The following is a 24,740-nucleotide window of genomic DNA, read 5'->3' as shown; positions in this document are numbered from 1 at the left end:
CGGCGTCTACAGCCCCAGCGCCCGCGCCAGGTAGGGCGCGGTGCGGGAATCCGGGGAGGCGGCCACCGCCGGCGGCGGGCCCGCGGCCGTGATCCGGCCGCCCTCCGCACCGCCGCCCGGGCCCAGGTCCACGACCCAGTCCGCGCCCGCCACCACCTCCATGTCGTGCTCCACGACCACCACCGAGTGCCCCGCGTCCACCAGCCCGTGCAACTGCCCCAGCAGCACCCGCACATCGGCCGGGTGCAGCCCCGTCGTCGGCTCGTCCAGCAGGTACAGGGTGTGGTCCCGGCGCAGCCGCTGCAGCTCCGTCGCCAGCTTGATGCGCTGCGCCTCGCCGCCCGACAGCTCCGTCGCCGGCTGCCCCAGCCGCAGGTAGCCCAGCCCGATCTCCTCCAGTGCCCGCAGGCTGCGCGCCGCCGCCGGGACCTCCTCGAAGAACCCGGCCGCCGCCTCCACGGTCAGGCCCAGCACCTCCGCGATGGTCAGCCCCGCGTAACGCACCTCCAGCGTCTCGGCGTTGTACCGGGCGCCCGCGCACGTCGGACAGGGGGCGTACGTGCTGGGCAGGAACAGCAGCTCCACCGAGACGAAGCCCTCGCCCTGGCAGGTCTCACAGCGCCCGCCCGGCACGTTGAAGGAGAACCGGCCCGCCTTCCAGCCGCGCGCCCGCGCCTCGGGAGCGGCCGTGAACAGCTTGCGGACCACGTCGAACAGGCCCGTGTACGTGGCCAGGTTGGAGCGCGGGGTCCGTCCGATCGGCTTCTGGTCCACCTCCACCAACCGCCGCACGGGAAAGCCCGGTTCGGCCAGCCGCCCGGCCACCTCGCCCGCCAGCACCTGCCCCACCAGGGTGGACTTCCCCGAACCGGACACCCCCGTCACCGCCGTGAACACCCCGAGCGGGAACTCCACGTCCACGCCCCGCAGGTTGTGCCGCTCCACGCCCGACAGCCGGATCGAGCCGGACGCCGGGCGCGGGGTCCGCCCGCGCCCGGACGCCGGCGGCGCGAACAGGTGCCGTGCCGTCGCCGACTCCCCGACGGCCGCCAGCTGTGCCGGGGGCCCGCTGTACAGCACCCGCCCGCCGTGCTCCCCGGCCAGCGGTCCCACGTCCACCACCCAGTCGGCGCGGCGCACCACGTCCAGGTGGTGCTCCACCACGAAGACGGTGTTCCCCGCCGCCTTCAGCCGCTCCAGCACACCGAGCAGCGCCTCGGTGTCCGCCGGATGCAGCCCCGCCGACGGCTCGTCCAGTACGTACACCACCCCGAACAGCCCCGACCGCAGCTGGGTCGCCAGCCGCAGCCGCTGGAGCTCGCCCGCCGACAGGCTCGGCGCGGTCCGGTCCAGGCTCAGGTAGCCGAGCCCGAGTTCCGTCACCGGCGCGATCCGCGCCCGCAGGTCCCCGGCCAGCACCCGCGCCGCCTCGTCCGCCGGCGGCGCGGCGGCCAGTACGCGGTCCAGGTCGTCCAGCGCCAGTGCCGCCAGCTCCGCGATCGTGCGGCCCGCGAAGGTCACGGCCAGCGCCTCCGGCCGCAGCCTGCGCCCCTGGCACGCCGGGCACGGGGCGTCGGTGAGGAACTTCTGCGCGCGCGCCCGCAGCGTGGCGCTCTTGGTGTCGGAGAAGGTCCGCATCACGTAGCGGTGGGCGCTCATGTACGTGCCCTGGTAGGGCCTTTGGATCCGGTCGGCCTCCCGCACCGGGTGCACGGTGACCACGGGCTGCTCCTCGGTGAACAGGATCCACTCGCGGTCCTCGGCCGGCAGCTCCCGCCAGGGCCGGTCCACGTCGTGGCCGAGCACGTCGAGGATGTCGCGCAGGTTCTTTCCCTGCCAGGCGCCCGGCCAGGCGGCGATGGCGCCCTGACGGATCGACAGGCTCGGGTCCGGCACGAGGAGTTCCTCACTCGTGCGGTGGATCCGGCCCAGCCCGTGACAGGAAGGGCAGGCCCCCGCGGCCGTGTTGGGGGAGAAGGCGTCCGAGTCGAGCCGCTCGGCGCCCGGCGGGTAGGTCCCGGCCCGCGAGTACAGCATCCGCAGGGAGTTGGAGAGCAGGGTCACCGTCCCCACCGAGGACCGCGAACCCGGGGCGGAGCGACGCTGCTCCAGGGAGACCGCGGGCGGCAGTCCGGTCACCGAGTCCACCTTCGGGGCGCCGATCTGGTGGATCAGCCGGCGCGCGTAGGGGGCCACCGACTCGAAGTACCGGCGCTGTGCCTCGGCGTAGAGGGTGCCGAAGGCCAGGGAGCTCTTACCGGAGCCGGAGACCCCGGTGAAGACGGTCAGGGTGTCGCGCGGGATGTCCACGTCCACCCCGCGCAGGTTGTGCTCCCGGGCGCCGCGTACCCGTACGCAGGGATCGGGGGCGTCCGGCCGGCCGGGCTCGCCGGGGGTGTCGGGGGTGTCGGGGGAGTGGTGCATTCGCCCCAGTTTAGAGCCCCGGGCCCCCGGGGGCCGGGCCGGCCGGGCTCAGCCCGGTGATCCGGGCCAGCCGGGTGAAGGAGTCCAGCAGGGCCGTGCGGTCGTACGTGGAGGTGGTGACCAGCAGCTCGTCCGCCCCGGTGGCCCCGGCGACCCCGGCCAGGGCGGCGGCCACCTGCTCCTCCGTCCCGGCGATGTGCCCGGCGAGGCCGCCCTCGTACAGCTCCCGCTCCTTCGGGGTCATCTCCAGCGCGGCGACCTCCTGCGCCGGGCGCAGCGGCGGGAAGCTGCCCCGGGTCCGGGAGCGGGCCAGGGCCCAGGCCTCGGGGAGCAGGATCCGCCGGGCAGCCTCCTCGGTGGCGGCGACCGCGACCGTCCCGGAGACCACCACGTACGGCTGCGCCGCCCACGGGGACGGCCGGAACTCCTCGCGGTACCGGCGCACCGCCTCCGCGACCTTGGCGCGCCCGCGCAGGTCGCCGACCACCACCGGGAGTCCGGCCCGGGCGGCGATCCCCGCGCCCTCGCCGGTGGCCAGGACGAAGGGCGGGATCCGCAGCCCCTCGGCGGGCCGGGCGTGCACCTCGGGGTGGGCGCGCTGGGTGCCGTCGATCCAGCCGAGCAGTTCGGCCAGCTGCTCCTCGAAGCGGTCGGCGTCGGCGGTGTCCCGGCCCAGGGCGCGGCGGATGCCGCCGGTGAAGCCGACGGAGCGGCCGAGGCCCATGTCGATCCGGCCGGGGAAGAGGGCTTCGAGGACCCCGAACTGCTCGGCCACCACGAGGGGCTGGTGGTTGGGCAGCATCACGCCGCCGGTGCCGACCCGGATCCGCCGGGTGGCGGCGGCGACGGCGGCGGCCAGTACGGTGGGCGCGGAGCCGGCGACGCCGGGCACGCTGTGGTGCTCCGACACCCAGAAGCGGTGGTAGCCCAACCGGTCCGCCGCGCGGGCCAGTTCCACGGTCTCGCGCAGGGCCTCGGGGGCGGGGTGCCCCTCGCGGGTGCGGGACCGGTCGAGGATCGAGACTTTTCGGATCACACCCGTCTCAACGCGCGTCGGCGCCGGTGATTCCCGGGCCCCGGTCGTGACGTCGTCCGTTTGTCGTACCGGACGCCTAGGCTGCGGGCATGACACAGACCCCGCCCCGCCGTCCGCTCGCCGTCTTCGACATCGACAACACCCTCGCGGACACCAGTCACCGCCAGCACTTCCTGGAGGGGCGCCCCCGCGACTGGGCGGGGTTCTTCGGGGCCGCGCCGGCGGATCCGCCGCTCGCCCGGGGCGTGGCGCTGGCGGCGGAGCGCGCGGCCGACTGCGAGGTGGTGTACCTGACCGGGCGGCCCGAGCGGTGCCGCGCCGACACCCTGGACTGGCTGGCCCGGCACGGGCTGCCGGAGGGCCGGGTGTGGATGCGCGGCGACCAGGACCGGCGCCCGGCCCGGCTGACGAAGCTGGAGGTGCTCCGGCGCATCGCCCGGGGGCGCGAGGTGCGGGTGCTGGTCGACGACGACGAACTCGTCTGCGAGGCCGCCCGTGCGGCCGGCTTCCGGGTGGTCCTGGCGGACTGGGCGGCGGACGCGCCGGAACTCAAGCAGGCGCAGGAGGACGAGGGTCGCACCTGACGCCCCGCCGCCCGCCCGCCCTCGGGTCCTTCCCGTTCCCCGGTCCCGCCGGTTGCTCAGTCCTCGCCGTCGAGGCGGAAGCCGACCTTCAGTCCGACCTGGTAGTGCGCGACCTGCCCGTTCTCGATGTGTCCGCGCATCTGCGTGACCTCGAACCAGTCCAGGTTGCGCAGGGTCTGCCCCGCGCGGGCGATCCCGTTCCGGATGGCCTGATCGATGCCCTCGTGGGAGGTGCCGACGATCTCGGTCACGCGGTAGGTGTGGTTGGACATGGGGGTCTCCCGCCAGTCGTCGCTGTTGCCTTGTTCCACGGTGCCCCAGTAAGCCCGGGTCCGCGAACTATGCGTGAACAATCCCGGGCGAAAGGGGGTTGACCCGCTCATTGGTCTATGCCAATTTCAAGCCATCGGAGATCCATCCCCAGAAGGTGACCCCTCGTGAAGATGCGCTTCCTCGCCGTGTGCACCGCCCTCGCGGCAGCGACCGCCCTCACCGGCTGCGGCCAGTCGGCGGGATCCGGCGGGGGCTCCGACAAGGTGACCCTGTGGCTGATGAAGGGCAGCGCCTCCGAGGACTTCATCCGGAAGTTCACCGCCGACTTCGAGAAGCAGCACCCCGGCATCGACCTGGAGGTGAGGATCCAGGAGTGGAAGGGCATCGGCGACAAGGTCAACGCCGTCCTCGGTGGCAAGTCCGAGGACCGCGCCGACGTCATCGAGGTCGGCAACACCCAGGTCGCCCAGTACGTCGAGACCGGCGGCGTCTCCGAGGTCACCCTCGAAGGCCTGCGCGAATGGGGCAGCAAGGACTGGCTCAAGGGCCTCTCCGACCCGGGAAGCGTCAACGGGGCGCAGTACGGCGTCCCGTGGTACGCCGCCAACCGGGTGGTGATCTACAACAAGGACCTGTTCGCGGCCGCCGGGATCAAGACCCCGCCCAGGAACCGCCAGGACTGGATCGCCGCCACCCAGAAGCTCGACAAGGGCGAGCAGCAGGGTATCTACCTGCCCGGCCAGAACTGGTACGTCCTCGCCGGGTTCGTCTGGGACGAGGGCGGCGACCTCGCCGTCGAGACCAGCGGCCAGTGGGTCGGCGCCCTCGACGACGAGAGGGCCCTCGCCGGAATGGACTTCTACAAGCAGCTCCAGGCCCTCGGCGACGGCCCCAAGAGCGGCGACGAGGAGACGCCCCCGCAGTCCGAGGTCTTCGCCCGCGGGCAGGTCGCCCAGATCATCGCCACCCCCGGCCAGGTCGCCCAGATCGAGGCCGCCAACCCGGCCCTCAAGGGCAAGCTCGGCTTCTTCCCCATCCCCGGCAAGACCGCCGACAAGGCCGGCGCCGTCTTCACCGGCGGCTCCGACCTGATCATCCCCGAGAAGACCGCCCACCGGGCCCGCGCCGTGGACGTGATCACCGCCCTGGTCAGCGAGAAGTGGCAGACCGAGCTCGCCCGCACCATGAGCTACGTCCCCAACAAGACCACCCTCGCCCGCGTGGTCGAGGGCAACGACGGCGCCGCCGCCATGGCCCCCGGCGCCGCCCAGGGCCGCGCCACCCCGAAGTCCGCGCGCTGGGCCGAGGTCGAGGCCGCCAACCCGATCAAGCCCTACATGACGGCCGTGCTCAGCGGCCAGGACCCCCGCCAGGCGGCGAAGGCGGCCTCCGACACCATGAGCCGGGTCCTCAACTCCGACCGCTGACCGCCGCGGGCGGGGGACCCGCCGCGGCGCCGACCGCCGAGTTCAGCCTCCGCACATCCGGGGGCCGCCGGTCGGCCATGTCGAATCCAGCCGGTCACGGAAGAAGTAGAGGAGCCGGGCCCGCCACCCGCGGACCCGGCTCCCCGTGCCCGGACCAGGAGCAGCCATGACCATCGCCCCCCTGTCCCCGTCCCCCCTCGCACACCCGGCCCCGGTCGCCGCCCCCACGGCCCCCGAGGCCCCCGCCACCCCCCGCTACACCGTCCGCCTCGCCCGCGACGAGGACGAGGTCCGCGCCGCCCAGCGGCTGCGCCACCAGGTCTTCGCCGGAGAGCTCGGCGCCCGCCTCGACGGCCCCGAGCCCGGCCTGGACGCCGACGCCTTCGACGCCTACTGCGACCACCTCCTCGTCCTCGACGAGGAGACCGGGCAGGTCGTCGGCACCTACCGGCTGCTGCCGCCGGAGCGCGCCGCCGTCGCCGGACGCCTCTACTCCGAGGGCGAGTTCGACCTCTCCGCCCTCGCCCCGATCCGCCCCGACCTGGTCGAGGTCGGCCGCTCCTGCGTCCACCCCGACCACCGCAACGGCGCCGTCATCGCCCTGATCTGGGCCGGCCTGGCCCGCTACATGGAGCGCACCGGCCACAACTGGCTCGCCGGCTGCTGCTCGATACCGCTGGCCGACGGCGGGGTGCTCGCCGCCGCCACCCGCGAGGCCGTTCTCACCCGCAACCTCGCCCCGCAGGAGTACCGCGTCACCCCGCACCTGCCCTGGAGCCCCGGCGCGATCACCGTCCCCGGCCGCACGGAGCTGCCGCCCCTGCTGCGCGGCTACCTCCGCCTCGGCGCCTGGGTCTGCGGGGAGCCCGCCTTCGACGCCGAGTTCGGCTGCGCCGACCTGTACGTGCTGCTCTCCCTGCGCCGGACCAACCCGCGCTACCTGAACCACTTCCTCTCGCTCGCCCCGGGCGCATGAACACCTGGCTGCCCACCTCGCCCTGCACCCCCGGGGCCTGCGCCCACCAGCCGGGGCGCCCCGCCGGCGCGGTCCGGGCCGTGCTGCGGCTCGCCACGGCCCTCGCCCTGGTCCTGCTCGCCGTCCCGGCCGCCCCGGCGGTCCGGCTGCTCCCCGCCGGGCCCCGGCGCGCCCTGGTCCGGGCCTGGTCCGCCGCGCTCGTCCGGTCCATGGGCGTACGGATCACCGTGCACGGCAGCCCGGGCCCGGCCGGGGGCGGCCTGATCGTGGCCAACCACATCTCCTGGCTGGACGTCCCGCTCGTCGCCGCCGTCCTGCCCAGCCGGATGCTGGCCAAGAGCGAGATCGGCGCCTGGCCGGTGCTCGGCCCGCTCGCCGCCCGGGCGGGCACCCTGTTCATCGAACGCGACCGGATCCGGGCCCTGCCCCGCACCGTCGCGGCCCTCGCCGGGGCGATGCGGGCCGGGGACCGGGTCACCGTCTTCCCCGAGGGCTCCACCTGGTGCGGGCGCGCCCAGGGGCCCTTCCGGCGGGCAGCGTTCCAGTCGGCGCTGGACGCGCGGGTACCCGTACAGCCCCTGCGGATCGGGTACCGGCTGGCGGACGGATCGCTCGCCGGGGCGCCGGCCTTCGTCGGGGACGACCCGCTGACCGCCTCCCTGTGGCGGATCGCCCGGGCGCGCGGGGTGCGGGCCGAGGTCCGGCTGCTGCCGCGCATCCCGCCGGGCCGCCACGCCGACCGCCGCGCGCTGGCGGCGGCCGCGCGGGAGGCCGTACTCGGCACCACCGGGCGGGAACGGCCGCTGCTGACCGGCGTACCCGGACAGCAGCGGCCCGGCGGGGAGCCGGATCAGCCCTCGGCCACCGAGAGGGACAACGCGAAGCGGCCCGCCGCGTCCGTCCACCAGTGCGCCAGTTCCAGGCCCGCTTCCGCCAGTTCCTTGCGCACCCCGTCCTGACGGAACTTCGCGGAGACCTCCGTCAGGATGTCCTCGCCCGCCTCGAACGGCACCAGCAGGTCCAGCGCCCGGACCTTGACCGTCACCGCCTGCCGGGCCCGCAGGCGCATCTCGATCCACTCGTGCTCCCGGTTCCACACCGCCACGTGGTCGAAGTCGGCGGTGTGGAAGTCCGCGCCCAGCTCGCGGTCGATCACCGCCAGCACGTTCTTGTTGAACTCGGCGGTCACCCCCCGCGCGTCGTCGTACGCGGCCACCAGCACGGCCTCGTCCTTCACCAGGTCGGTGCCGAGCAGCAGCGCGTCCCCGGGCGACAGCATCGCCCGCACGGACGCCAGGAACGCCGCCCGCTCCGGCGGCAGCAGGTTCCCGATCGTGCCGCCCAGGAACACCACCAGCCGGGGCCCCTCGGAGTCCGGCAGGTGCAGCGGCTTGGTGAAGTCGGCCAGCAGCGCGTGCACCCGCAGGCCCGGATGCTGCGCGGGCAGCAGCTCGCCCGCGCCGACGAGGGCGCTCTCGCTCACGTCCACCGGCACGTACGTCCGCAGCGCGGGCATCGCCTCGATCAGGTGCCGGGTCTTCTCCGAGGAGCCGGAGCCCAGCTCCACCAGGGTGCGGGCCCCGCTCACCGCCGCGATCTCCCCGGCCCGCTCGAGCAGGATCTCCCGCTCGGCCCGGGTCGGGTAGTACTCCGGCAACCGGGTGATCTCCTCGAAGAGTTCACTGCCGCGGGCGTCGTAGAACCACTTCGGCGGCAGCTCCTTGGGGAAGCGCGTCAGGCCGTCGAGAACGTCGGCGCGCAGCGCCTTCTCGGCGGCGTGCTCGTCCAGGGTCCGGGTCAACTGGAAATCGCTCACGGGGAGGTCTCCTTGAGGGGGGTCAGGGCGACCCGCGTGCGGGTGGCGGTCAGCAGGGTCCGGTCGGGCACCTCGCACCAGCGGGCGTCGTCGTCGTGCGGCTCGGACGCCACGACCACGCGCCCCGCCGCCGGTTCGGCCAGGTACCACAGGGAGTCGCCCCAGGCGGTCGCCGCGATCGTGGCGCCGTCCGTGAGCAGCAGGTTCAGCCGGGAGCCGGGGGCCGCCTCGGACAGCTCGCGGACCGGCTCGGCCAGGGCGGTGCCGATGTCGTCTCCCTCCCGCAGCCGGCGCAGCACCAGCGCCCATACCAGCGCCGAGTCCGTGCGGGCGGCCAGCTGGAGCAGCTCCGGGGGCGGCAGGGCGGCGGCGAGCGGCCCCGCCGCGTCGGGCCAGTCGCGCACGGCCCCGTTGTGGCTGAACAGCCACGGGCCCGAGGCGAAGGGCGCCGCGGCGGCCTCCCCGTCCGCGCCCGGCAGCGTGGCGTCGCGTACGGCGGCCAGGAAGGCGCCGCTGCGCACCACGCGGGCGAGGTCGGCGAAGGTGAGGTCGCCCCAGACGGGCCCGGCGCGCCGGTAGCGGGCCGGGACCGGGTCGCCCTCGGCGTACCAGCCGAGGCCGAAGCCGTCCGCGTTGACGGTGCCGAACCGCTGGCGGCGCGGTTGCCAGGACTGGCGGACCAGGGAGTGCTCGGGCTCGCTCAGCAGCCGTTCCAGCGCCACGGGCGGCCCCAGGTAGGCGAGGTGACGGCACATCAGGCGTCCCTCGCGGTGCGGAAGCCGGAGAAGATCTGCCGCCGCACGGGCAGGTCCCAGTTGCGGAAGGTGCCCCGGCAGGCCACCGGGTCCACGGCGAAGGAGCCGCCGCGCAGCACCTTGTGCTCCGGGCCGAAGAACACCTCCGAGTACTCCCGGTAGGGGAAGGCGCGGAAGCCCGGGTAGGGCAGGAAGTCCGAGGCCGTCCACTCCCACACGTCGCCGATCAGCTGGCGCACACCCAGAGGGGAGGCCCCGGCGGGGTAGCCGCCCGCCGCGGAGGGGCGCAGGTGGCGCTGGCCCAGGTTGGCGTGGGCGGGGGTGGGGTCGGCGTCGCCCCAGGGGTAGCGGCGAGAGCGGCCGGAGGCCGGGTCGTGGCGGGCGGCCTTCTCCCACTCCGCCTCGGTCGGCAGCCGGCGGCCCGCCCAGCGGGCGTACGCGTCGGCCTCGTACCAGCTGACGTGCAGAACCGGTTCTTCATCGGGTACGGGCTCGGTCACCCCGAACCGGCGGCGCAGCCACTGGCCGCCCTCGCGGTGCCAGAACAGCGGCGCCCCGATGTCGTGCGCCCGGATCTGCTCCCAGCCCTCGGGGGCCCACCAGCGGGGCTCGCGGTAGCCGCCGTCCGCGATGAAGGCCTGGTAGGCGGCGTTGGTCACCGGGACCGTGTCGATCCGGAAGGCCGCCACCTCCCGCACGTGCGCCGGCCGTTCGTTGTCCAGGGCCCAGGGCTCGGTGGAGGTGCCCATGGTGAACGGTCCGCCCGGCACGAGGACTTCGGCCGCCGGGGGCGGGGGGCCCTGCGGCGGATCCGGGTCCGGGGCGGTCAGCACCGGAGCGCCGGCCCGCAGCTGATGGGTGATCAGCATCGTCTCGTCGTGCTGCTGTTCGTGCTGGGCGATCATCCCGAACACGAAGCCCTCGTCGAGCAGCGCCGTGCCCTCCAGCGGAGTGCGCTCCAGCAGCCCGAGGACGCGGCCGCGCACCTCCGCCGCGTAGCGGCGGGCCGCCTCCGGGCCCAGCAGGGGCAGCTTCGGCCGCTCGGAGCGGGGATGCTCGAAGGCGTCGTACAGGGAGTCGATCTCCGGGTGCATGGACTCCCGGCCGGCCACCCGGCCCAGCAGCCACAGCTCCTCCTGGTTCCCGATGTGCGCCAGGTCCCAGACCAGCGGTGACATCAGGGGGGAGTGCTGCGCGGTCAGGTCCTGGTCGCTCACCGCGTCGGTCAGCGCCGCGGTACGGGCCCGGGCGGCGGTCAGGGCGGCGGCGGCGCGCTCGCGCAGCAGCTCGGGGTGGATTCCGGGGCGGGTCTCGGCGGTCACGGGCGGGGTCCCTTCGCGACGGTCGGACGGCGCCGGTGTTCCCCCGCGCCGACTCCGGCGGTGGCGGTGGCGGTGGCGTGGGGCTTGACGGCTCGGGCCGCTGCTCCGGCTCTGCCGCCGGCTCCGGACTCGGCGCCGGCTCCGGATTCGGATTCGGCCTCGGCTTCGGCGTCGTCGGCGGGGCAGCGCCCGCGCCGCACGTAGCGGTCCGCGAAGGCGCCCACCGCGTCCTGGACCTCCCTGCCCGCGCCGAGCCGGGGCAGCGCCTCGGCCGCCGCCCGGAAGCACACGGCGGCGGCCGTGCGCAGCTCCGGATCCGCGAGCCCCGACCGGGCGGCGGTCCGCCACAGGCGGTTGCGCGGCGCGCACTGGGATCCGTACGCGTCGGCCAGCGCCTTCACCGCCCGGTAGGCGGTCTCGGCGGCCCCGGGGTCGTCGAAGAGCGCGTGCACGAGCGCGACCGGGACCAGCCAGCCGTCCTCGCCCGGCTGCGCGTCGATCATCCGCAGCTCCAGGTGGCCGCGCGGCCGGACGGGCGGGAAGAGGGTGGTGAGGTGGTACTCCAGGTCCTCGGCGGTGGGCCTGCGCCCGGCGGCCGTACGCGGCCCCGCGCGCAGCCATTCGCGGAAGCTCAGCCCGCTCGGCACCGTCCAGGGGCCGTCACCGGGCGCGCGTACGCACATCACCTCGGTGTCCAGGGCGTGCCGGACCCAGCCGGCCCGGGGCTCGGACGCCAGGGGCGGGGCCAGCGCGCGCCGCGGGTCGATGTCGCTCCAGATGCCCTGCCGCGCGCACCGCCAGCCCCGGTAGGGGCCGTCGCGGCGGCCGGGGGAGTTGGCGAAGACGGCGACCAGTACGGCACCCAGCAGATGGGCGAGGTGCCAGCGCCGCCCGTACCCGAGCGGGCCGGGCTCCTCGTGGCCGGCGTCCACGCAGACCTGCACGGAGGCGGAGGAGCGCATCATGGCGCGCCCGGCGGGGCCGGTCCGGTCGAAGTGGGCCTCCATCGCGTCGTAGCGCGGGCTGGACAGCAGCCGCTCGAGCTGCGTGCGGGGGTCCTGGCCGAGGCCGCGCAGGACGAGGCCCTGGGCGTCCAAGGCGCCGCGGACCGCGGTGAGATCGGCCCGCAGGCCGTCCAGGCAGGCGGTGAGGGAGTCGGCGGGGGCCGAGCTGAGTTCCAGCTGGCCGCCGGGCTCGACGGTGAGCCGGGAGTTCAGGGGCAGTGCGCGGGCTGCCGCGTGGGCGGCGTTCAGCCTCTCGGGGGGCAGGGGCAGCCAGGGCCGTTCGGCGTCCAGGACGAGCCATTCGAGCTCGGCACCGAGGAGGCGCGGCGGTCCGGTCTTGAAGCAGATGCCGTGGACGATGTCCTCGGCGGCCGCTTCGGTCAGGGGGTCGTCTTCGGCGTTCGGGGCTGATGGAGCGGGCGAGTTCTCGGGCATGACCGGAACCTCGTCTCCTGTCGTCGGCCGTGATGTCACCCGTGCCCTACCCCTCATCGGAGCGCTAATTCCTTTGCCGTTTCCCGTTCCGGGGCCCAGGATTGCGGCGTGAGCAGCAGATTGCGCGAGATCGCGCGGGAAAACGCGTTGATCGCGGCGTCCGGGGAGTACCGGACGCGGTCGGGGCGGCGTGTCTGTCTCGCCGCCGACCTGGCGGAAGCCAAGGCCGGAACCAGGATATACGGCCCGAACCGGGTCATACCGGGCGAAGAGCCCGTTGGGGGAGGCCGTACGACGGTCTTCGAGGTCACCGGGGAGAGCAGCACGGTCGCCGCGCGCCGCCTCGCGGCGGAGGGCGGCGTGGCGGTCCTGAACTTCGCCTCGGCCCGCAATCCCGGGGGCGGGTACGTCCGCGGCGCCAAGGCCCAGGAGGAGGCGCTGTGCCGCGCCTCGGCCCTGTACGAGACCCTGCTGGAGGCCCCGGAGTACTACGAGGTCCACCGGGCGGGAAAGAGCACCTTCTACACCGACCGGGTGATTCACTCCCCCGGGGTACCGGTCTTCCGCGACGACCGGGGCGAACTGCTGGACACCCCCTTCCGGGCCGGGTTCCTCACCTCTCCCGCCCCGAACGCGGGCACCATCCGCCGCCAGGAACCGGAGCGCGCGCACGAGATCCCGGCCGCCCTGGCCCGGCGCGCCGGGCTGGTCCTGGAGGTGGCCGCGCTGCACGGGTACCGGCGGCTGGTGCTGGGCGCGTGGGGGTGCGGGGTGTTCCGCAACGACCCGGCGCAGGTGGCGGAGGCCTTCCGCGCGGCCCTGACCGGCCGCTTCGCGGGGACCTTCGAGCGGGTCGCGTTCGGGATCCTGGACCGCGACCCCCGCACCCGCGAAACCTTCACCGCGGCCTTCGCCCCCCACTGACCCCGGCGGCTACTGCCAGCCGTACAGGACGCGCAGCCGGTCCACCACCAGGCGGAAGCGGGCCAGGTCCAGCGCGCAGGCCTCCCGGCGCATGCCCGCCTCGTGGACCCGCAGTACCCGGTCCAGGGCCACCCAGGACTCCCGGCCCGCACCGTCCCAGGGGCCCGAGCCGATCGCCACCCACTCCCGGTCGTGGTCGTGCCGCTTGCTGGATAGCTGGACGGCGAGCAGCGTCGCCCCGCCCGCCTCCCGCGCGACCACCAGCACCGGCCGGTCCTTGCCCCGCCCGTCGTTCTCCTCGAAGGGCACCCAGGTCCACACGATCTCCCCCGGGTCCGGATCCCCGTCCGGGTCGGGCGCGTACTCGGTGCGGACCGGGCCGATGGCGCGCGGATCGGCCTCGGTGGTGGCCGTCGGACCGCCCCGTCCGGGCTGCTCGACGTGGCTGCTGCCGTGGTGTGAGAGTGCCGTCATTTCGCGGAGAGTACTAGGCTTCGGGGCCCCGCCGTGCCGGCCCCGGCGGGGCGCACGGCAGCCGTTCACCGGGCGCCGCACGCGACCGCTGCGCCTCTCGGCGGTGGGGTCCCACCGCGGGAACGGACGGCGGGAAGCAGGGGCGTGCCCCGCGCGCGCGGGGGACTGCCGGCAGCCGACTCGGGCCGCGCCGAAGAGCTGCACACCCACCCTCCTCGAACGGGCCTCCGAAGCCACGGAGTCCGCGACCCGCGCGTACGCGGAGCCTTCGGCGTGGCGCGGCTGGCCGCGGCGCTCACCAGCCGATCGGCATGACGCGCGCCCCGCGCACCAGCATCTCCGTCTTCCAGACGACGTCCCCCACGACCTTCAGGCCCGGGAAGCGCGCCAGCAGCGCCGCCAGCGCCTCCTGGAGTTCCATGCGGGCCAGCTGGGCGCCCAGGCAGTGGTGGACGCCGTGGCCGAAACCGAGGTGCTGGTTGGAGGCGCGCCGGATGTCGAGGACGCCGGGTGCGGTGAAGCGCAGTGCGTCACGGTTCGCGGCGCCCGTCGCGACGAGGACCGGCTCCCCGGCCCTGACGAGCGTGCCGCCGACCTCGACGTCCTCGGTGGCGTAACGGGCCTGGCTCGCCCCGCGGCCCAGCGGCACGAACCGAAGGAGTTCCTCCACCGCCGGGGCGATCAGACCGGGATCGCGGCGCAGCAGCGCCAGCTGGTCCGGGTGGTCCAGCAGGGTGAGGACGAAGTTGGGGATCTGGGAGGCCGTCGTCTCGTGCCCGGCGACCAGGACCCCGACGCACAGGTCGACGAGCTCCGGCTCGGAGAGCCGGTCGTCGTCACCGTCGCGGGCCTCGATGAGGGCCGTCATCAGGTCGTCCCGCGGCTGCCGGCGGTGCAGTTCTATCAGCCCGGCCATGTAGCCGCGCAGTTCCTCCAGATTGGCGCCGAACTCCTCGGCCGTCAGCGAGCTGGTCGAGAGCGCCGCGTCGCTCCACACCCGAAAGCGCGGCCGGTCCTCGACCGGCACGCCCAGCAGCCGGCAGATCACGGCCACCGGGACGGGCAGCGCGAAGCGGTCCACGAGGTCGACCGGGGGGCCTGCCGCCTCCAGTTCGTCGAGCAGCTCCGCGGTGAGCGCGCGCACCTGGGGGCGCAGCTTCTCGACCTGCCGGACGGTGAAGGCCTTGGCCACCAGGGACCGCAGCCGGGTGTGGTCCGGAGGATCCATGCCGAGGATGCCGGACCCGCCGCGGCCCTCGGACTGCCGGGGTTCGTCGCGGGCGGCCGCCGCGGCGCGGCTGAACCGCGCGTCACCGAGCACGAGGCGGGCGTCCGCGTACCGGGTGACGAGCCAGGCCTCCTCGCCGTACGGCATCCGTACGCGTAAGAGGCCGGGCAGGCCGCGGACGCGCTCGTACTCCTCGGCGAGCCGGAGTCCTTCGGCCGTGTTGAAGGGGTAGGAGAGGGGGGTGGAGCCGGTGGCCGTCACGTCGACCTCCAAGGTCGCGAGCAGATGCCTGCAAGGTAGGACGGGCGGCTGTGGCGGTCAACGACGCCTCAGTACGCCGCTCTTGACGGATGTTCGGATGGCGCGAGATGACCACACCACGGTCGGCGTGAGGACGCCGTCCCGGCTACGTGGGAGGTGCCGGCCCGTCCACGGCCCGGCCGCGCTGCGTACCGGGGGGGCGAGCGGCGCGTCCGTCAGCGGACCCGGGCCCCGGCAGTCCCGCCCGGTTCCCGGCCTCGTCAGCGCCGGGCGGGAACTCCTGTCGGGCGTCCTACGTCTCACCTGTTGAGAGGACGATCACGGAGCATGCGGGGGTAGCGGTATGGCGATCACACTGGCGGAGGAGATCGTGCTGCTCTCGCTGGACGACGAGTCCGGCTCGGCGCAGCAGCGGCAGGCGGCCGGCTGGGCCGTCGCCGGGGGGTTCCTGCTCGAACTGGTCCTGGCCGAGCGGGTCTCCGTCAGTGGCGAGGCGCTCGTCGTGACGGACCCGAGTCCGACCGGGGAGCCGCTGCTCGACGGTCGCGTCGAGCTGATCGGGACCTGGCTGCGGGGACGCGGACGGCACCGTGCGACGGACTGGCTGACGAGGGACCAGCCCAGGGCCGTCACCGCGGCCGTGGAGCGGCTGTGCGAGCGCGGGGTGATCGTGGAGGAGAAGCGCAAGGTGCTCGGCATGTTCCCGGTGCGCCGCTACCCGGAAGCGGACGGCACGGTCGAACGCGAACTGCGCGCCCGCCTCGCCGCCGTCGTGCTGGGCGGCGCGGAACCGGACACCCGGACGGCCGGCCTCATCGCGCTGATCCACTCCGCGAAACTGCACGGCCTGGCCTTCCCGGACGATCCGCGCAAGGCGGTGGAAGCGCGGATGGCGGAGATATCCGAGGGCCAGTGGGCGGCCGAGAGCGTCCGCACCGCGATCCGCGACACGCAGGCGGCGATGACCGCGGTCACGGTGGTGACGACGACCACGATCCTCATCTGAGGCCCGGCCCGGCCCGGTCGGTCTGCCCGTCCGGGAGGCGCGGCGCGGGGGAATCGGCCCGGACCCGTGGGCGGCGCCGGCCGCCCTCTCCGGCTTCGTGCCGGGCGGGAGGGGCTCGACGAGGTCGGCGTCGGTACCCCCGCGCTGGGGGCGTGGCCCGGCCGGGCGGCGGGCGCGGGGTGGTCGGTCATGAGGCCGTGGACCGCGGGCAGGCGCGCCGTACGGTTCCTTCCGGATCGCCAACAGGTCAGCGGACGCCGCGGATCGGGCGGACCGCCAGCGCCCCCGCCACCGCCAGCACGGCGGCGACGAGGAACAGCGCGGTGTAGCCGCCGCTCACCGAGACCACCACGGAGGCGACGAACGGGGCGACGATCTGCGGACCGGCGTTCGCGATGTTGAGGACGCCCATGTCGCGCGCCGCGTCCTCGGCGGCCGGCAGGACCATCGTGACCAGCGCTGTGTCCACGGCCATGTAGCTGCCGAACGCCAGGCCGTTGACCACGGAGAAGGCCAGCATCGCGGCCCAGCTCGCGGACACGGCCGGGATGACGAGCGCGACCGCCGACAGCAGCGCCGAGGCCCCCACGAACAGCTTGCGCCGGTCCAGCCGGTCCGACAGCCAGCCGCCCGCCACCGTGGAGACGACCATCGCGACGCTCGACAGCGGCATCAGCAGGGCCACCGCCGCCTCCGGCTCCATCCCCTCGGGCAGCACGGTGTGGTCCTGGAGGATGTACAGCTGGTACCCGCTCACCGCGAAGTAGCCGAGCACGAGCAGCGCCCGCCCGATGAACGCCCAGCGGAAGTCGTGGTCGCGCAGGGCGCCGGCGAAGGCGGCGAGCTGGGCCCGCGCGGGCAGCGGGGCGCGCGTCGGCAGCCGCGGCTCACGGGCGCAGGCGGTGAACAGGACCGCCGCGGCCGCCACGATCGCGCCGAAAACGAGGTAGCCGGTACGGAAGTCGTCCGAGAAGGCCGCCCCGGCCAGCGCGCCCAGTACGGATCCGAGGGGCAGGCCGAGCCCGACGGCCGCCGAGGCCTTGCCGCGGGCGCTCACCGGCACCCGGTCGGGGACGACGGAGGTGATGGCGGCCTGGTAGACGTTCATCACGGCCTGGCCGAGGCACCAGGCGATGGTGATCAGCAGGATCGTGTCGGCCAGGCCCAGCAGCAGCATCGCCGGCACCGCTGCGAGCCCGCCGCCGAGGATCCACGGGTTGCGCCGTCCGGTGCGGTCGGACAGGGCACCCGCGACGGGGTTGAACACCGTCGCGAAGACCGCGGAAACCCCCGCGATCAGGCCGAAGTTGGCGACCTTGTCGACCGGGTCGACGCGCTCCACCTGGAGCGCGAGCAGGATGCCGGCGACGCCGACGTAGAGGGCGTACATCGCGGAGTTGCCGAGCAGCAGCAGCGGCAGCAGTCCGCGGCCGGGGGAGGGTCTGTCGGGGGTGGCGGCGGCGGTGCCGGTGCCGGGGGAGGAAAGAGCCATGGTGCCCTCCTGGGCAGGGGTGGAGGGGTGTGCGCCGCCCCGTCGCGGGTGGCGGGGTGCGACGGGGTGCGAGGGGGCGGCGGCACGTCTGGGAGGGGGCCGGCGAAGAGGGGGTTACACGTGTCACTGAAACGTGTAAGCACTGTCTAGCACCCGTTTCCGGCCAACCGCCAGCCCCCGTACGCGATCGGTCTGGAAAGATGCCCGGGCCATGTCTGACTCACCGAACCCGCCGGGCCGGCGCACCCCGCCCGCACCGCCCGCGGCGGCACCCGTGCCGACCAGCGCCGACGTCGCCCGCCTCGCGGGCGTCTCGCGCGCGACCGTCTCGTACGTCCTGAACAACGCGGAAGCCGTACGCATCAGCGAGCCGACGCGGCGGCGGGTCCGCGAGGCCGCCGAGGAACTGGGCTACGTACCGCACGCCGCCGCCCGCAGCCTGCGCGCCGGGCACACCCGCATCGTGCTGCTGCCCACCGCGCACGTGCCGGCCGGGCCGCTCTACAGCAACTTCCTCAACGAACTCCAATGGGCCCTGCGCCGACGGGACTACACCGTGGTCCAGTACGGCAGCCTCGGCCTCAGCGGCGACGAGGCCGCCCGCGCCTGGGCCGAACTGCGGCCCGTGGCGGTGATCTCCCTCGGGGAGACCGTCCTGTCCCCGCAGAACGTCGCCACCCTCAAACGGGCCGGGGCGCGCGCGGTCATCACGATGGGCCCCGACACGGTCCCGGGCGCGCACGCCCTCGTGATGGACCAGGCGGAGGTGGGCGCCCGCGCCGCCGCGCACCTGGTGGAACGCGGCCGCCGCCGGATCGGGGTGATCGTGCCGCGCGAGGACGGCCTGGAACTGTTCTCCGCACCCCGGCTGGCGGGCGCCGAATCGGTCGCGGGCGCGGACGTCGTACGGGCACTGCCGATGGCCTACACGGAGGAGTCGGCGGCGGCACTGGCCGCGCGGTGGGGGGAGCTGGGGCTGGACGGGGTGTTCGCGTACAACGACGAGTACGCGATGCTGCTGATGCGGGCGCTACAGGACGCCGGCGTGCGGATCCCCGGGGACGCGGCGGTGATCGGCGCGGACGACCTGCTCATCGGGCGGCTGCTGCGGCCGAGGCTGAGCACGGTGCGGATCGAGCTGCCGACGGGGGAGCGGCTGGCGGGGCTGGTGGACGCGGCGGTGCGGGATCCTTCGGAGATCACGGAGCGGCACGATCTGATGGCGGCGGTGGCGGTGCCCCGCGATTCCACGTCCGTGTGAGGCCCCGCCCCGTGCGTGTGGCCGTCGGGCCGTCGGGCTGCCAGCGGGCCGCTGGGCGGGGCCGGTTCGCGTAGCCGCCGGCCGTCCGCGGGTGCCGGGCCGCTGCGCGGGCGGGGTCCCCTACCCACCCTTCCACCGTTCCCCGGGCTGCGCCCGGACCCCTTCCCAGGGGCTCCGCCCCCGGACCCCTTCCCAGGGGCTCCGCCCCCGGACCCCTTCCCAGGGGCTCCGCCCCCGGACCCCTTCCCAGGGGCTCCGCCCCCGGACCCCCAGCGGCCTGGGCAAGGGTCCGGCCACGCACCGCCCGGCCTGGGCAAGGGCCCACCCGCGCACCGCCCGGCCTGGGCAAGGGTCCGGCCGCACCGCACGGCCAGCGAGGGCCGCCCGCGCACCGCCCGGCCAGGGCAAGGGCTACCGTTGACACACCCCGACGCCTCGGCGGAGACTGCGGGCGCGCCCCACCGGGCGTGACCGGGGGTGGGTCCCGGTGTCGACGCCGGCACCCGGGCCGCCGCCGACCGTACGGAGCCGCCCAGGAGAGCCGCCATGAGCACCCGCACCGTCCGCGACGTCTACGTCGTCGACGCCGTCCGCACCCCGATCGGCAAGTTCGGCGGAGCCCTCGCCGGGGCCCGCCCCGACGACCTCGCCGCGCACGTCGTGCGCGCGCTCGTGGACCGTACGCCCGACCTCGACCCCGCCCGCATCGACGACGTCGTCTTCGGCGACGCCAACGGCGCCGGCGAGGACAACCGCGACGTGGCGCGGATGGCCGTGCTGCTCGCCGGGCTGCCGGTGACCGTTCCCGGCGTGACCGTCAACCGGCTCTGCGGTTCCGGCCTGGAGGCCGTGATCCAGGCGGCCCGCGCGATCGCCCTCGGCGACGCCTCCGTCGCCATCGCCGGCGGTGTCGAGTCGATGTCCCGCGCCCCCTGGGTGGTGCAGAAGCCCGAGCGCGCCTTCCCCGCCGGGCACCAGCAGATGTGGTCCACCACCCTCGGCTGGCGCATGACCAACCCCCTGATGCCCGCCGAGTGGACGGTCTCCCTCGGTGAGGGCGCCGAGCTCGTCGCCGACAAGCACGGCATCTCCCGCGAGGCGCAGGACGCCTTCGCCCTGGAGAGCCACCGCAAGGCCGCGGCCGCCTGGGCGGACGGCCTGTACGACGGCGAGGTCGTGCCGTACCCCGGCGTGGACCTCCCGCGCGACGAGTGCATCCGCGAGGGCTCCACCCCCGAGGCGCTGGCCCGCCTCAAGCCGGCGTTCCGGACGGACGGTTCGGGCACCGTCACGGCCGCCAACGCCTCCCCCCTCAACGACGGCGCCGCCGCGCTGCTGCTCACCGACGAGGAGGGGCTGGCCGCGACGGGCCGGGAGCCGCTCGCCCGGATCAGCGCCTGCGCCGTCACCGGGATCGAGCCGCAGCTGTTCGGCCTCGGCCCGGTCGACGCCGTCGAGCGTGCCCTCGGCAAGGCGGGCCGTTCCCTCTCCGGTCTGACGGCCTTCGAACTGAACGAGGCCTTCGCCGCGCAGGCGCTGGGCTGCCTGGCGGCCTGGCCGGAGCTGGACCCGGCGGTCGTGAACCCGCGCGGCGGCGCCATCGCCATCGGCCACCCGCTCGGCGCCTCCGGTGCCCGGCTGGCCGGCTCGGTGGCGCACCAGCTGGCGGCGGCCGGCTCCGGCACCGGCATGGCGGCGCTGTGCATCGGCGTCGGCCAGGGCATCGCCCTGGTCCTGGAGCGGTAACGGCACCACACACCACCACCCCACAGGACCCCGTCGATCGTTTCCGGTCACGGGGTCCTGCCAACTGCCCTATAAACCAACAGAGATGAAGCCCCCGGTCTGGCACGATGGCGCCTGCTGCCGCCCCCCGCCCCGCCCACCCCCACCCGGAGGCCCCGCGCCATGCCGCTGCTCGAACCGACCCTCTGGCAGGACGGACCCACACTCACCGGCGGTACCGCACCGGTCGTCGAACCCGCCACCGGCCGTACCCTCGCCACCGTCAGTCTCGCCGCCCCCGCGGACGTCGCCGAGGCGGCCGTACGGGCCCGGGCCGCGCAGCGCGACTGGGCGGGCGCGACCCACCTGGAACGGGCGGCCGTACTGCGGCGCGCCGGGGACCTGTTCGCGGCCCACGCGGACGAGCTGCGCGAGTGGCTGGTCCGCGAGTCGGGCTCCATACCCGGCAAGGCCGACTTCGAACTGCACGTCGCCGCCCAGGAGTGCTACGAGGCGGCGGCGCTCGCCTCCCGCCCGGCCGGGCAGGTGCTGCAGAGCGAGGCGCCCCGGCTCTCCTTCACCCGCCGGGTCCCGGCCGGCGTGGTCGGGGTGGTGGCGCCGTTCAACGCCCCGCTGATCCTCTCCATCCGCTCGGTCGCCCCCGCCCTCGCGCTCGGCAACGCCGTCCTGCTCAAGCCGGACCGCAGGACCGCCGTCAGCGGCGGGCTGTCCCTGGCCGCCGTGTTCGCGGCGGCGGGACTGCCGGCCGGGCTGCTGCACGTACTGCCTGGCGGGGCCGACACGGGCGCCGCGGTGGTCAAGGACCCGCTGGTGCGCGTGGTCTCGTTCACCGGGTCCACCGCGGCCGGCCGTGCCGTCGGCGAGCTGGCGGGCCGTCACCTGAAGCGGGCGCACCTGGAGTTGGGCGGCAACTCGGCCCTCGTCGTACTCGCCGACGCCGACGTCGAGGCGGCCGTCGCGCAGGCCTCCTGGGGCTCCTTCTTCCACCAGGGCCAGATCTGTATGACCGCCGGGCGCCACCTCGTGCACACCTCGCTCTACGACGAGTACGTGGAGCGGCTCGCCGCCCGCGCCGAGGCCCTCGCCGTCGGCGACCCCTTCCGCGAGCGCGTCCACCTGGGCCCGCTGCTCGACCGGACGCAGCTGGAGCGGGTCCACGGCCTGGTCGGGGCCAGCGTCGAGCAGGGCGCCAAGCTGGTCGCGGGCGGCACCCACCAGGGGCTCTTCTACCGGCCGACGGTGCTCGCCGGCGTGGCCGACGACACCCCCGCCTACGCCGAGGAGGTGTTCGGCCCGGTGGCGCCCGTACGCTCCTTCGCGACCGAGGACGAGGCGGTGGAGCTGGCCTCGGCGGGCCCGTACGGGCTCTCCCTCGGCATCGTCACCGCCGACGCGGGGCGCGGCCTGGAGCTGGCGGGCCGCATCCCGACCGGAATCGCGCACGTCAACGACCAGACGGTGAACGACGAGGCGGTGGCCCCCTTCGGCGGCGTCGGTGCCTCCGGCACGGGTGCCCGGTTCGGCGGGGACGCCAACCTCGACGCCTTCACCGAACTGCGCTGGACCACGGCCCGCACCACCGCGCCCGGCCACCCGTTCTAGTGGTTCCCGCCCGGTCGCGGAATGCGGCGGGGCGGCCGGTCGTTCCTTCAGGACACCCGCAATTCAGGAGGTCTGGAAACCGTGGCTACTGTCGAGCTCACCAAGGAGAACTTCGACGAGACGGTCAGCGAGAACCCGTTCGTGCTGATCGACTTCTGGGCCGGCTGGTGCCGCCCCTGCCTCCAGTTCGCGCCGGTCTACGAGAAGGCCGCGGAGGCCAACCCGGACCTGGTCTTCGCCAAGGTGGACACCGAGGCCCAGCAGGAGCTGGCCGCGGCCTTCCAGATCACCTCGATCCCCACGCTGATGATCGTCCGTGACCAGGTCGCCATCTTCGCGCAGCCCGGAGCGCTGCCGGAAGCCGCCCTCACGGACCTGATCGGGCAGGCCCGCGCCCTCGACATGGACGAGATCCGGGCGAAGATCGCCGCCTCCCAGTCGGAGCAGGACGCCCACGGCACGCCCGAGGCCTGAAGGGTGGTACCACCGCACCGGGCGCCGCGGGCCGATTCGGCCTGATCACCAGGACACGGCCCGGCTTGCCGGACGCGGCCCGGCCGTTGAGGGGACACTGGACCGCATGACCGAAGCCGTGGAGTACGACGTCGTGGTCCTCGGCGGGGGGCCGGCCGGCGAGAACATCGTCGACCGGACCCGCGCCGCAGGCCTGAGCACCGCCCTGGTGGAGAGCGAGCTCGTCGGCGGGGAGTGCTCGTACTGGGCCTGTATCCCCAGCAAGGCCCTGCTGCGCCCGGCCCTCGCCCGCGCGGACGCCCGCCGCGTGCCGGGCCTCGCGGACGCCGTCCGCGGTCCGCTCGACGCCGAGGCCGTCTTCGCGCACCGCGACTACTGGACGGGCCACTGGAAGGACGACGGCCAGGTCGACTGGCTCGACTCCATCGGAGCCCACCTCTACCGGGGCCACGGCCGCCTCTACGGCATCCGCAAGGTGGCCGTGACCAGCCCCGAGGGCGTGCACCACGTGCTCTCGGCCCGGCACGCCGTCGTCGTCGCCACCGGCAGCCGGGCCGTGCTCCCGGACCTGCCGGGCCTGGCCGGCGCCGGGGCGTGGACCAGCCGCGAGGCCACCTCCGCCCGGGAGGTGCCCGGGCGGCTGCTGATCGTCGGCGGTTCGGTGGTGGCCGCGGAGATGGCCACCGCCTGGCAGGCCCTCGGCTCGCAGGTCACCGTGCTCGTACGGGGTTCCGGGCTGCTGCCCCGGATGGAGCCCTTCGCCGGGGAGCTGGTCGCCGAAGCGCTGACCGGGGCCGGCGCGGTGGTCCGTACCGGGGTGGCGGTGGAGGCGGTCGTACGCGACGGCCCGGCGGGACCGGTCACGGTGGTCCTGGAGGGCGGCGAGCTGCTGGAGGGCGACGAGCTGCTGATGGCGACCGGCCGCGCGCCCCGTACGCAGGACATCGGGCTGGACACGGTGGGGCTGACGCCCGGGGACTGGATCGGGGTCGACGAGAGCTGCCGCGTCCCCGGCCACGACTGGCTCTACGCCGTCGGGGACGTCAACCACCGGGCGCTCCTCACCCACCAGGGCAAGTACCAGGCCCGCATCGCGGGCGCCGCCATCGTCGCCCGGGCCGCCGGGCCGGGTGCCCCGGCCCCGGACACGGGCCGCTGGGGCGCGCACGCGGCGACCGCCGACACGGAGGCCCTCCCGCAGGCCGTCTTCACCGAGCCGGAGGCGGCGGCGGTCGGCCCCACCCTCGCCGAGGCGGAACGGGCGGGCCACCGGGTCCGCGCCGTCGACGTCGACCTCGGCAAGGTGTCCGGCGCGGGCCTGTACGCCAACGGCTACCGGGGCCGGGCCCGCATGGTCGTGGACCTCGACCGGCAGGTGCTGCTGGGCGCCACCTTCGTCGGCCCGGGCGCCGCCGAGCTGCTCCACGCGGCGACCGTGGCCGTGGCGGGGGAGGTGCCGATCGACCGGCTGTGGCACGCGGTCCCCGCCTTCCCCACCATCAGCGAGCTCTGGCTGCGGCTCCTGGAGGCCTACCGGGGCTGACCCCCGCCGTCCCCGCGCCCGGCCGCCGCCTCGGCGAGCAGGGCCACGACCTCCTCGTCGGGGGTCTGGGAGAAGTCCCGGTACCACTCGCCGACCGCGCGGAACGCGGGCGGCGACGACAGGCACACCACCTCGTCCGCCGCCCCCCGCAGCCGGAGAACCGCCTCCGGCGGCGCGACCGGAACGGCCAGCACGACCCGCGCCGCGCCCGCGGCGCGCGCGATCTCGCAGGCGGCCGCGGCCGTGGCGCCCGTGGCGATCCCGTCGTCGACCAGGACCACGGTCCGGCCGTCGAGCGGCACGCGCGCCCGGCCCTCGCGGAACCGGTGAGCCCGCCGCTCCAGCTCGGCCTCCTCGCCGCGCTCGACCTCGGCCAGTTCCCGCTCCGGGGCGCGGCTGCGGCGGACGACGTCCTCGTTGAGGACCCGGACCCCGCCTTCGCCGATGGCGCCGAAGGCCAGCTCGCGGTGGTGCGGCACGCCGAGCTTGCGGACGACGATCACGTCGAGGTCGGCGCCCAGCGCCCGCGCCACCTCGAAGGCCACGGGAACGCCGCCGCGCGGCAGCCCCAGGACGACGGGGTCCTCGCCCCGCAGCCGGCCCAGCGCGTCCGCGAGACGCCGTCCCGCGTCCGCACGGTCGGTGAAGATCACAGCCGCTCACCCCGTTCCGGGCGT

At 75.2% G+C, this 24,740-nt stretch carries 21 protein-coding genes and 1 pseudogene; 11 read left to right on the top strand and 11 right to left on the bottom strand.

The genetic code is table 11. The features are described from left to right. Window positions 1-6: 6 nt before the first annotated feature. Both ABD973_RS03180 and ABD973_RS03175 read right to left on the bottom strand, forming a co-directional pair. Window positions 7-2,424 carry an excinuclease ABC subunit UvrA gene (locus ABD973_RS03180; RefSeq protein ID WP_345498285.1) on the bottom strand — a complete coding sequence of 806 codons (2,418 nt, stop codon included), beginning with the start codon at window positions 2,422-2,424 and terminating at the stop codon, window positions 7-9. 10 nt (window positions 2,425-2,434) lie between these two features. Beyond that, the gene (locus ABD973_RS03175) at window positions 2,435-3,460 is read right to left on the bottom strand and encodes an MsnO8 family LLM class oxidoreductase (RefSeq protein ID WP_345498283.1); all 1,026 of its coding nucleotides are present in this window, start codon (window positions 3,458-3,460) and stop codon (window positions 2,435-2,437) included. Window positions 3,461-3,549: 89 nt separating this feature from the next. On the opposite strand from ABD973_RS03175, the gene ABD973_RS03170 reads away from it, so the two are divergent. Then, a complete protein-coding gene (locus tag ABD973_RS03170; protein WP_125823328.1) occupies window positions 3,550-4,044 on the top strand; it encodes a phosphatase domain-containing protein in 495 nt (164 codons plus the stop codon). Window positions 4,045-4,100: 56 nt separating this feature from the next. On the opposite strand, the gene ABD973_RS03165 is transcribed toward ABD973_RS03170, so the two are convergent. Continuing rightward, window positions 4,101-4,316, bottom strand: coding sequence for a dodecin (locus ABD973_RS03165; RefSeq protein ID WP_042802362.1), 216 nt, complete (start codon window positions 4,314-4,316; stop codon window positions 4,101-4,103). Window positions 4,317-4,481: 165 nt separating this feature from the next. Here ABD973_RS03165 and ABD973_RS03160 point away from each other — a divergent pair, with 165 nt between their 5' ends. The 3 genes from ABD973_RS03160 to ABD973_RS03150 all read left to right on the top strand — a co-directional run bounded on the left by ABD973_RS03160 (window position 4,482) and on the right by ABD973_RS03150 (window position 7,679). Continuing rightward, window positions 4,482-5,744, top strand: coding sequence for an extracellular solute-binding protein (locus ABD973_RS03160; protein WP_386381823.1), 1,263 nt, complete (start codon window positions 4,482-4,484; stop codon window positions 5,742-5,744). Between the two features lie 166 nt (window positions 5,745-5,910). Next, window positions 5,911-6,720 (top strand): GNAT family N-acetyltransferase, encoded by an 810-nt coding sequence (locus ABD973_RS03155; protein ID WP_206436600.1) that lies wholly within the window; start codon window positions 5,911-5,913, stop codon window positions 6,718-6,720. After that, complete coding sequence (locus ABD973_RS03150) at window positions 6,717-7,679, top strand: lysophospholipid acyltransferase family protein (protein ID WP_345498280.1); 963 nt, start codon at window positions 6,717-6,719, stop codon at window positions 7,677-7,679. The genes ABD973_RS03155 and ABD973_RS03150 overlap by 4 nt, the downstream gene beginning before the upstream one ends. On the opposite strand, the gene egtD is transcribed toward ABD973_RS03150, so the two are convergent. The 4 genes from egtD to egtA are packed head-to-tail and all read right to left on the bottom strand — an operon-like array spanning window position 7,571 to window position 12,052. Then, window positions 7,571-8,536, bottom strand: coding sequence for an L-histidine N(alpha)-methyltransferase (egtD, locus tag ABD973_RS03145; protein WP_125604523.1), 966 nt, complete (start codon window positions 8,534-8,536; stop codon window positions 7,571-7,573). The genes ABD973_RS03150 and egtD overlap by 109 nt on opposite strands. After that, a complete protein-coding gene (gene egtC, locus ABD973_RS03140) occupies window positions 8,533-9,291 on the bottom strand; it encodes an ergothioneine biosynthesis protein EgtC (protein ID WP_345498277.1) in 759 nt (252 codons plus the stop codon). The genes egtD and egtC overlap by 4 nt, the downstream gene beginning before the upstream one ends. After that, complete coding sequence (egtB, locus tag ABD973_RS03135) at window positions 9,291-10,613, bottom strand: ergothioneine biosynthesis protein EgtB (protein WP_345498275.1); 1,323 nt, start codon at window positions 10,611-10,613, stop codon at window positions 9,291-9,293. The genes egtC and egtB overlap by 1 nt, the downstream gene beginning before the upstream one ends. Next, complete coding sequence (gene egtA, locus ABD973_RS03130) at window positions 10,610-12,052, bottom strand: ergothioneine biosynthesis glutamate--cysteine ligase EgtA (protein WP_345498273.1); 1,443 nt, start codon at window positions 12,050-12,052, stop codon at window positions 10,610-10,612. The genes egtB and egtA overlap by 4 nt, the downstream gene beginning before the upstream one ends. 108 nt (window positions 12,053-12,160) lie before the next feature. Between egtA and ABD973_RS03125 the strand changes: the two genes are divergently transcribed. Further along, a complete protein-coding gene (locus ABD973_RS03125; RefSeq protein ID WP_125823333.1) occupies window positions 12,161-12,976 on the top strand; it encodes a TIGR02452 family protein in 816 nt (271 codons plus the stop codon). 9 nt (window positions 12,977-12,985) lie between these two features. Here ABD973_RS03125 and ABD973_RS03120 read toward each other — a convergent pair whose 3' ends face one another. Together ABD973_RS03120 and ABD973_RS03115 are read right to left on the bottom strand one after the other, a co-directional pair. After that, window positions 12,986-13,450 (bottom strand): type II toxin-antitoxin system PemK/MazF family toxin, encoded by a 465-nt coding sequence (locus ABD973_RS03120; RefSeq protein ID WP_125823334.1) that lies wholly within the window; start codon window positions 13,448-13,450, stop codon window positions 12,986-12,988. Between the two features lie 295 nt (window positions 13,451-13,745). Next, window positions 13,746-14,951 (bottom strand): cytochrome P450, encoded by a 1,206-nt coding sequence (locus ABD973_RS03115; RefSeq protein ID WP_425586076.1) that lies wholly within the window; start codon window positions 14,949-14,951, stop codon window positions 13,746-13,748. A 331-nt stretch (window positions 14,952-15,282) separates the two neighbouring features. Here ABD973_RS03115 and ABD973_RS03110 point away from each other — a divergent pair, with 331 nt between their 5' ends. Further along, window positions 15,283-15,945, top strand: coding sequence for a GOLPH3/VPS74 family protein (locus ABD973_RS03110; protein WP_125823335.1), 663 nt, complete (start codon window positions 15,283-15,285; stop codon window positions 15,943-15,945). Window positions 15,946-16,192: 247 nt separating this feature from the next. Here the strand turns inward: ABD973_RS03110 and ABD973_RS03105 are convergent, their stop codons facing one another. Continuing rightward, window positions 16,193-17,437, bottom strand: coding sequence for an MFS transporter (locus tag ABD973_RS03105; RefSeq protein WP_345498268.1), 1,245 nt, complete (start codon window positions 17,435-17,437; stop codon window positions 16,193-16,195). Window positions 17,438-17,648: 211 nt separating this feature from the next. On the opposite strand from ABD973_RS03105, the gene ABD973_RS03100 reads away from it, so the two are divergent. From ABD973_RS03100 to ABD973_RS03080, 5 genes are all read left to right on the top strand, one after another. Next, window positions 17,649-18,698: a LacI family DNA-binding transcriptional regulator gene (locus ABD973_RS03100; RefSeq protein WP_345498266.1), complete on the top strand. Its 1,050-nt coding sequence runs from the start codon at window positions 17,649-17,651 to the stop codon at window positions 18,696-18,698. Between the two features lie 546 nt (window positions 18,699-19,244). Then, entirely contained in the window at window positions 19,245-20,444 is a 1,200-nt protein-coding gene (locus ABD973_RS03095) for a thiolase family protein (protein ID WP_125823337.1), read from the top strand. 162 nt (window positions 20,445-20,606) lie between these two features. Beyond that, window positions 20,607-22,046, top strand: coding sequence for an aldehyde dehydrogenase family protein (locus tag ABD973_RS03090; protein ID WP_125823338.1), 1,440 nt, complete (start codon window positions 20,607-20,609; stop codon window positions 22,044-22,046). A gap of 81 nt (window positions 22,047-22,127) precedes the next feature. After that, window positions 22,128-22,520 carry a thioredoxin family protein gene (locus ABD973_RS03085; RefSeq protein WP_345498263.1) on the top strand — a complete coding sequence of 131 codons (393 nt, stop codon included), beginning with the start codon at window positions 22,128-22,130 and terminating at the stop codon, window positions 22,518-22,520. Window positions 22,521-22,626: 106 nt separating this feature from the next. Beyond that, on the top strand, window positions 22,627-24,063 hold the full coding sequence (locus tag ABD973_RS03080) for a dihydrolipoyl dehydrogenase family protein (RefSeq protein WP_345498261.1): 1,437 nt from the start codon (window positions 22,627-22,629) through the stop codon (window positions 24,061-24,063). Window positions 24,064-24,074: 11 nt separating this feature from the next. Here ABD973_RS03080 and ABD973_RS03075 read toward each other — a convergent pair. Next, a pseudogene (locus ABD973_RS03075) lies at window positions 24,075-24,716 on the bottom strand (phosphoribosyltransferase); the annotation flags it as partial. Window positions 24,717-24,740 lie beyond the last annotated feature (24 nt).

Source organism: Streptomyces racemochromogenes (genome assembly GCF_039535215.1).
In the GTDB taxonomy this organism is placed as follows: Bacteria; Actinomycetota; Actinomycetes; order Streptomycetales; family Streptomycetaceae; genus Streptomyces; species Streptomyces racemochromogenes.
The sequence above is the reverse complement of the archived record's forward strand: the minus strand, read 5'-3'. Positions and strand labels throughout refer to the sequence as shown.

What these genes read in the sequence shown, in the direction of transcription:
- ABD973_RS03165 (WP_042802362.1), bottom strand. Translation starts at nt 4,316, where the DNA reads ATGTCCAACCACACCTACCGCGTGACCGAGATCGTCGGCACCTCCCAC.
- ABD973_RS03105 (WP_345498268.1), bottom strand. Translation starts at nt 17,437, where the DNA reads ATGGCTCTTTCCTCCCCCGGCACCGGCACCGCCGCCGCCACCCCCGAC.
- ABD973_RS03155 (WP_206436600.1), top strand. Translation starts at nt 5,911, where the DNA reads ATGACCATCGCCCCCCTGTCCCCGTCCCCCCTCGCACACCCGGCCCCG.
- ABD973_RS03180 (WP_345498285.1), bottom strand. Translation starts at nt 2,424, where the DNA reads ATGCACCACTCCCCCGACACCCCCGACACCCCCGGCGAGCCCGGCCGG.
- ABD973_RS03080 (WP_345498261.1), top strand. Translation starts at nt 22,627, where the DNA reads ATGACCGAAGCCGTGGAGTACGACGTCGTGGTCCTCGGCGGGGGGCCG.
- ABD973_RS03095 (WP_125823337.1), top strand. Translation starts at nt 19,245, where the DNA reads ATGAGCACCCGCACCGTCCGCGACGTCTACGTCGTCGACGCCGTCCGC.
- ABD973_RS03100 (WP_345498266.1), top strand. Translation starts at nt 17,649, where the DNA reads ATGTCTGACTCACCGAACCCGCCGGGCCGGCGCACCCCGCCCGCACCG.
- ABD973_RS03170 (WP_125823328.1), top strand. Translation starts at nt 3,550, where the DNA reads ATGACACAGACCCCGCCCCGCCGTCCGCTCGCCGTCTTCGACATCGAC.
- ABD973_RS03110 (WP_125823335.1), top strand. Translation starts at nt 15,283, where the DNA reads ATGGCGATCACACTGGCGGAGGAGATCGTGCTGCTCTCGCTGGACGAC.
- egtA (WP_345498273.1), bottom strand. Translation starts at nt 12,052, where the DNA reads ATGCCCGAGAACTCGCCCGCTCCATCAGCCCCGAACGCCGAAGACGAC.
- egtC (WP_345498277.1), bottom strand. Translation starts at nt 9,291, where the DNA reads ATGTGCCGTCACCTCGCCTACCTGGGGCCGCCCGTGGCGCTGGAACGG.
- ABD973_RS03150 (WP_345498280.1), top strand. Translation starts at nt 6,717, where the DNA reads ATGAACACCTGGCTGCCCACCTCGCCCTGCACCCCCGGGGCCTGCGCC.
- ABD973_RS03090 (WP_125823338.1), top strand. Translation starts at nt 20,607, where the DNA reads ATGCCGCTGCTCGAACCGACCCTCTGGCAGGACGGACCCACACTCACC.
- ABD973_RS03120 (WP_125823334.1), bottom strand. Translation starts at nt 13,450, where the DNA reads ATGACGGCACTCTCACACCACGGCAGCAGCCACGTCGAGCAGCCCGGA.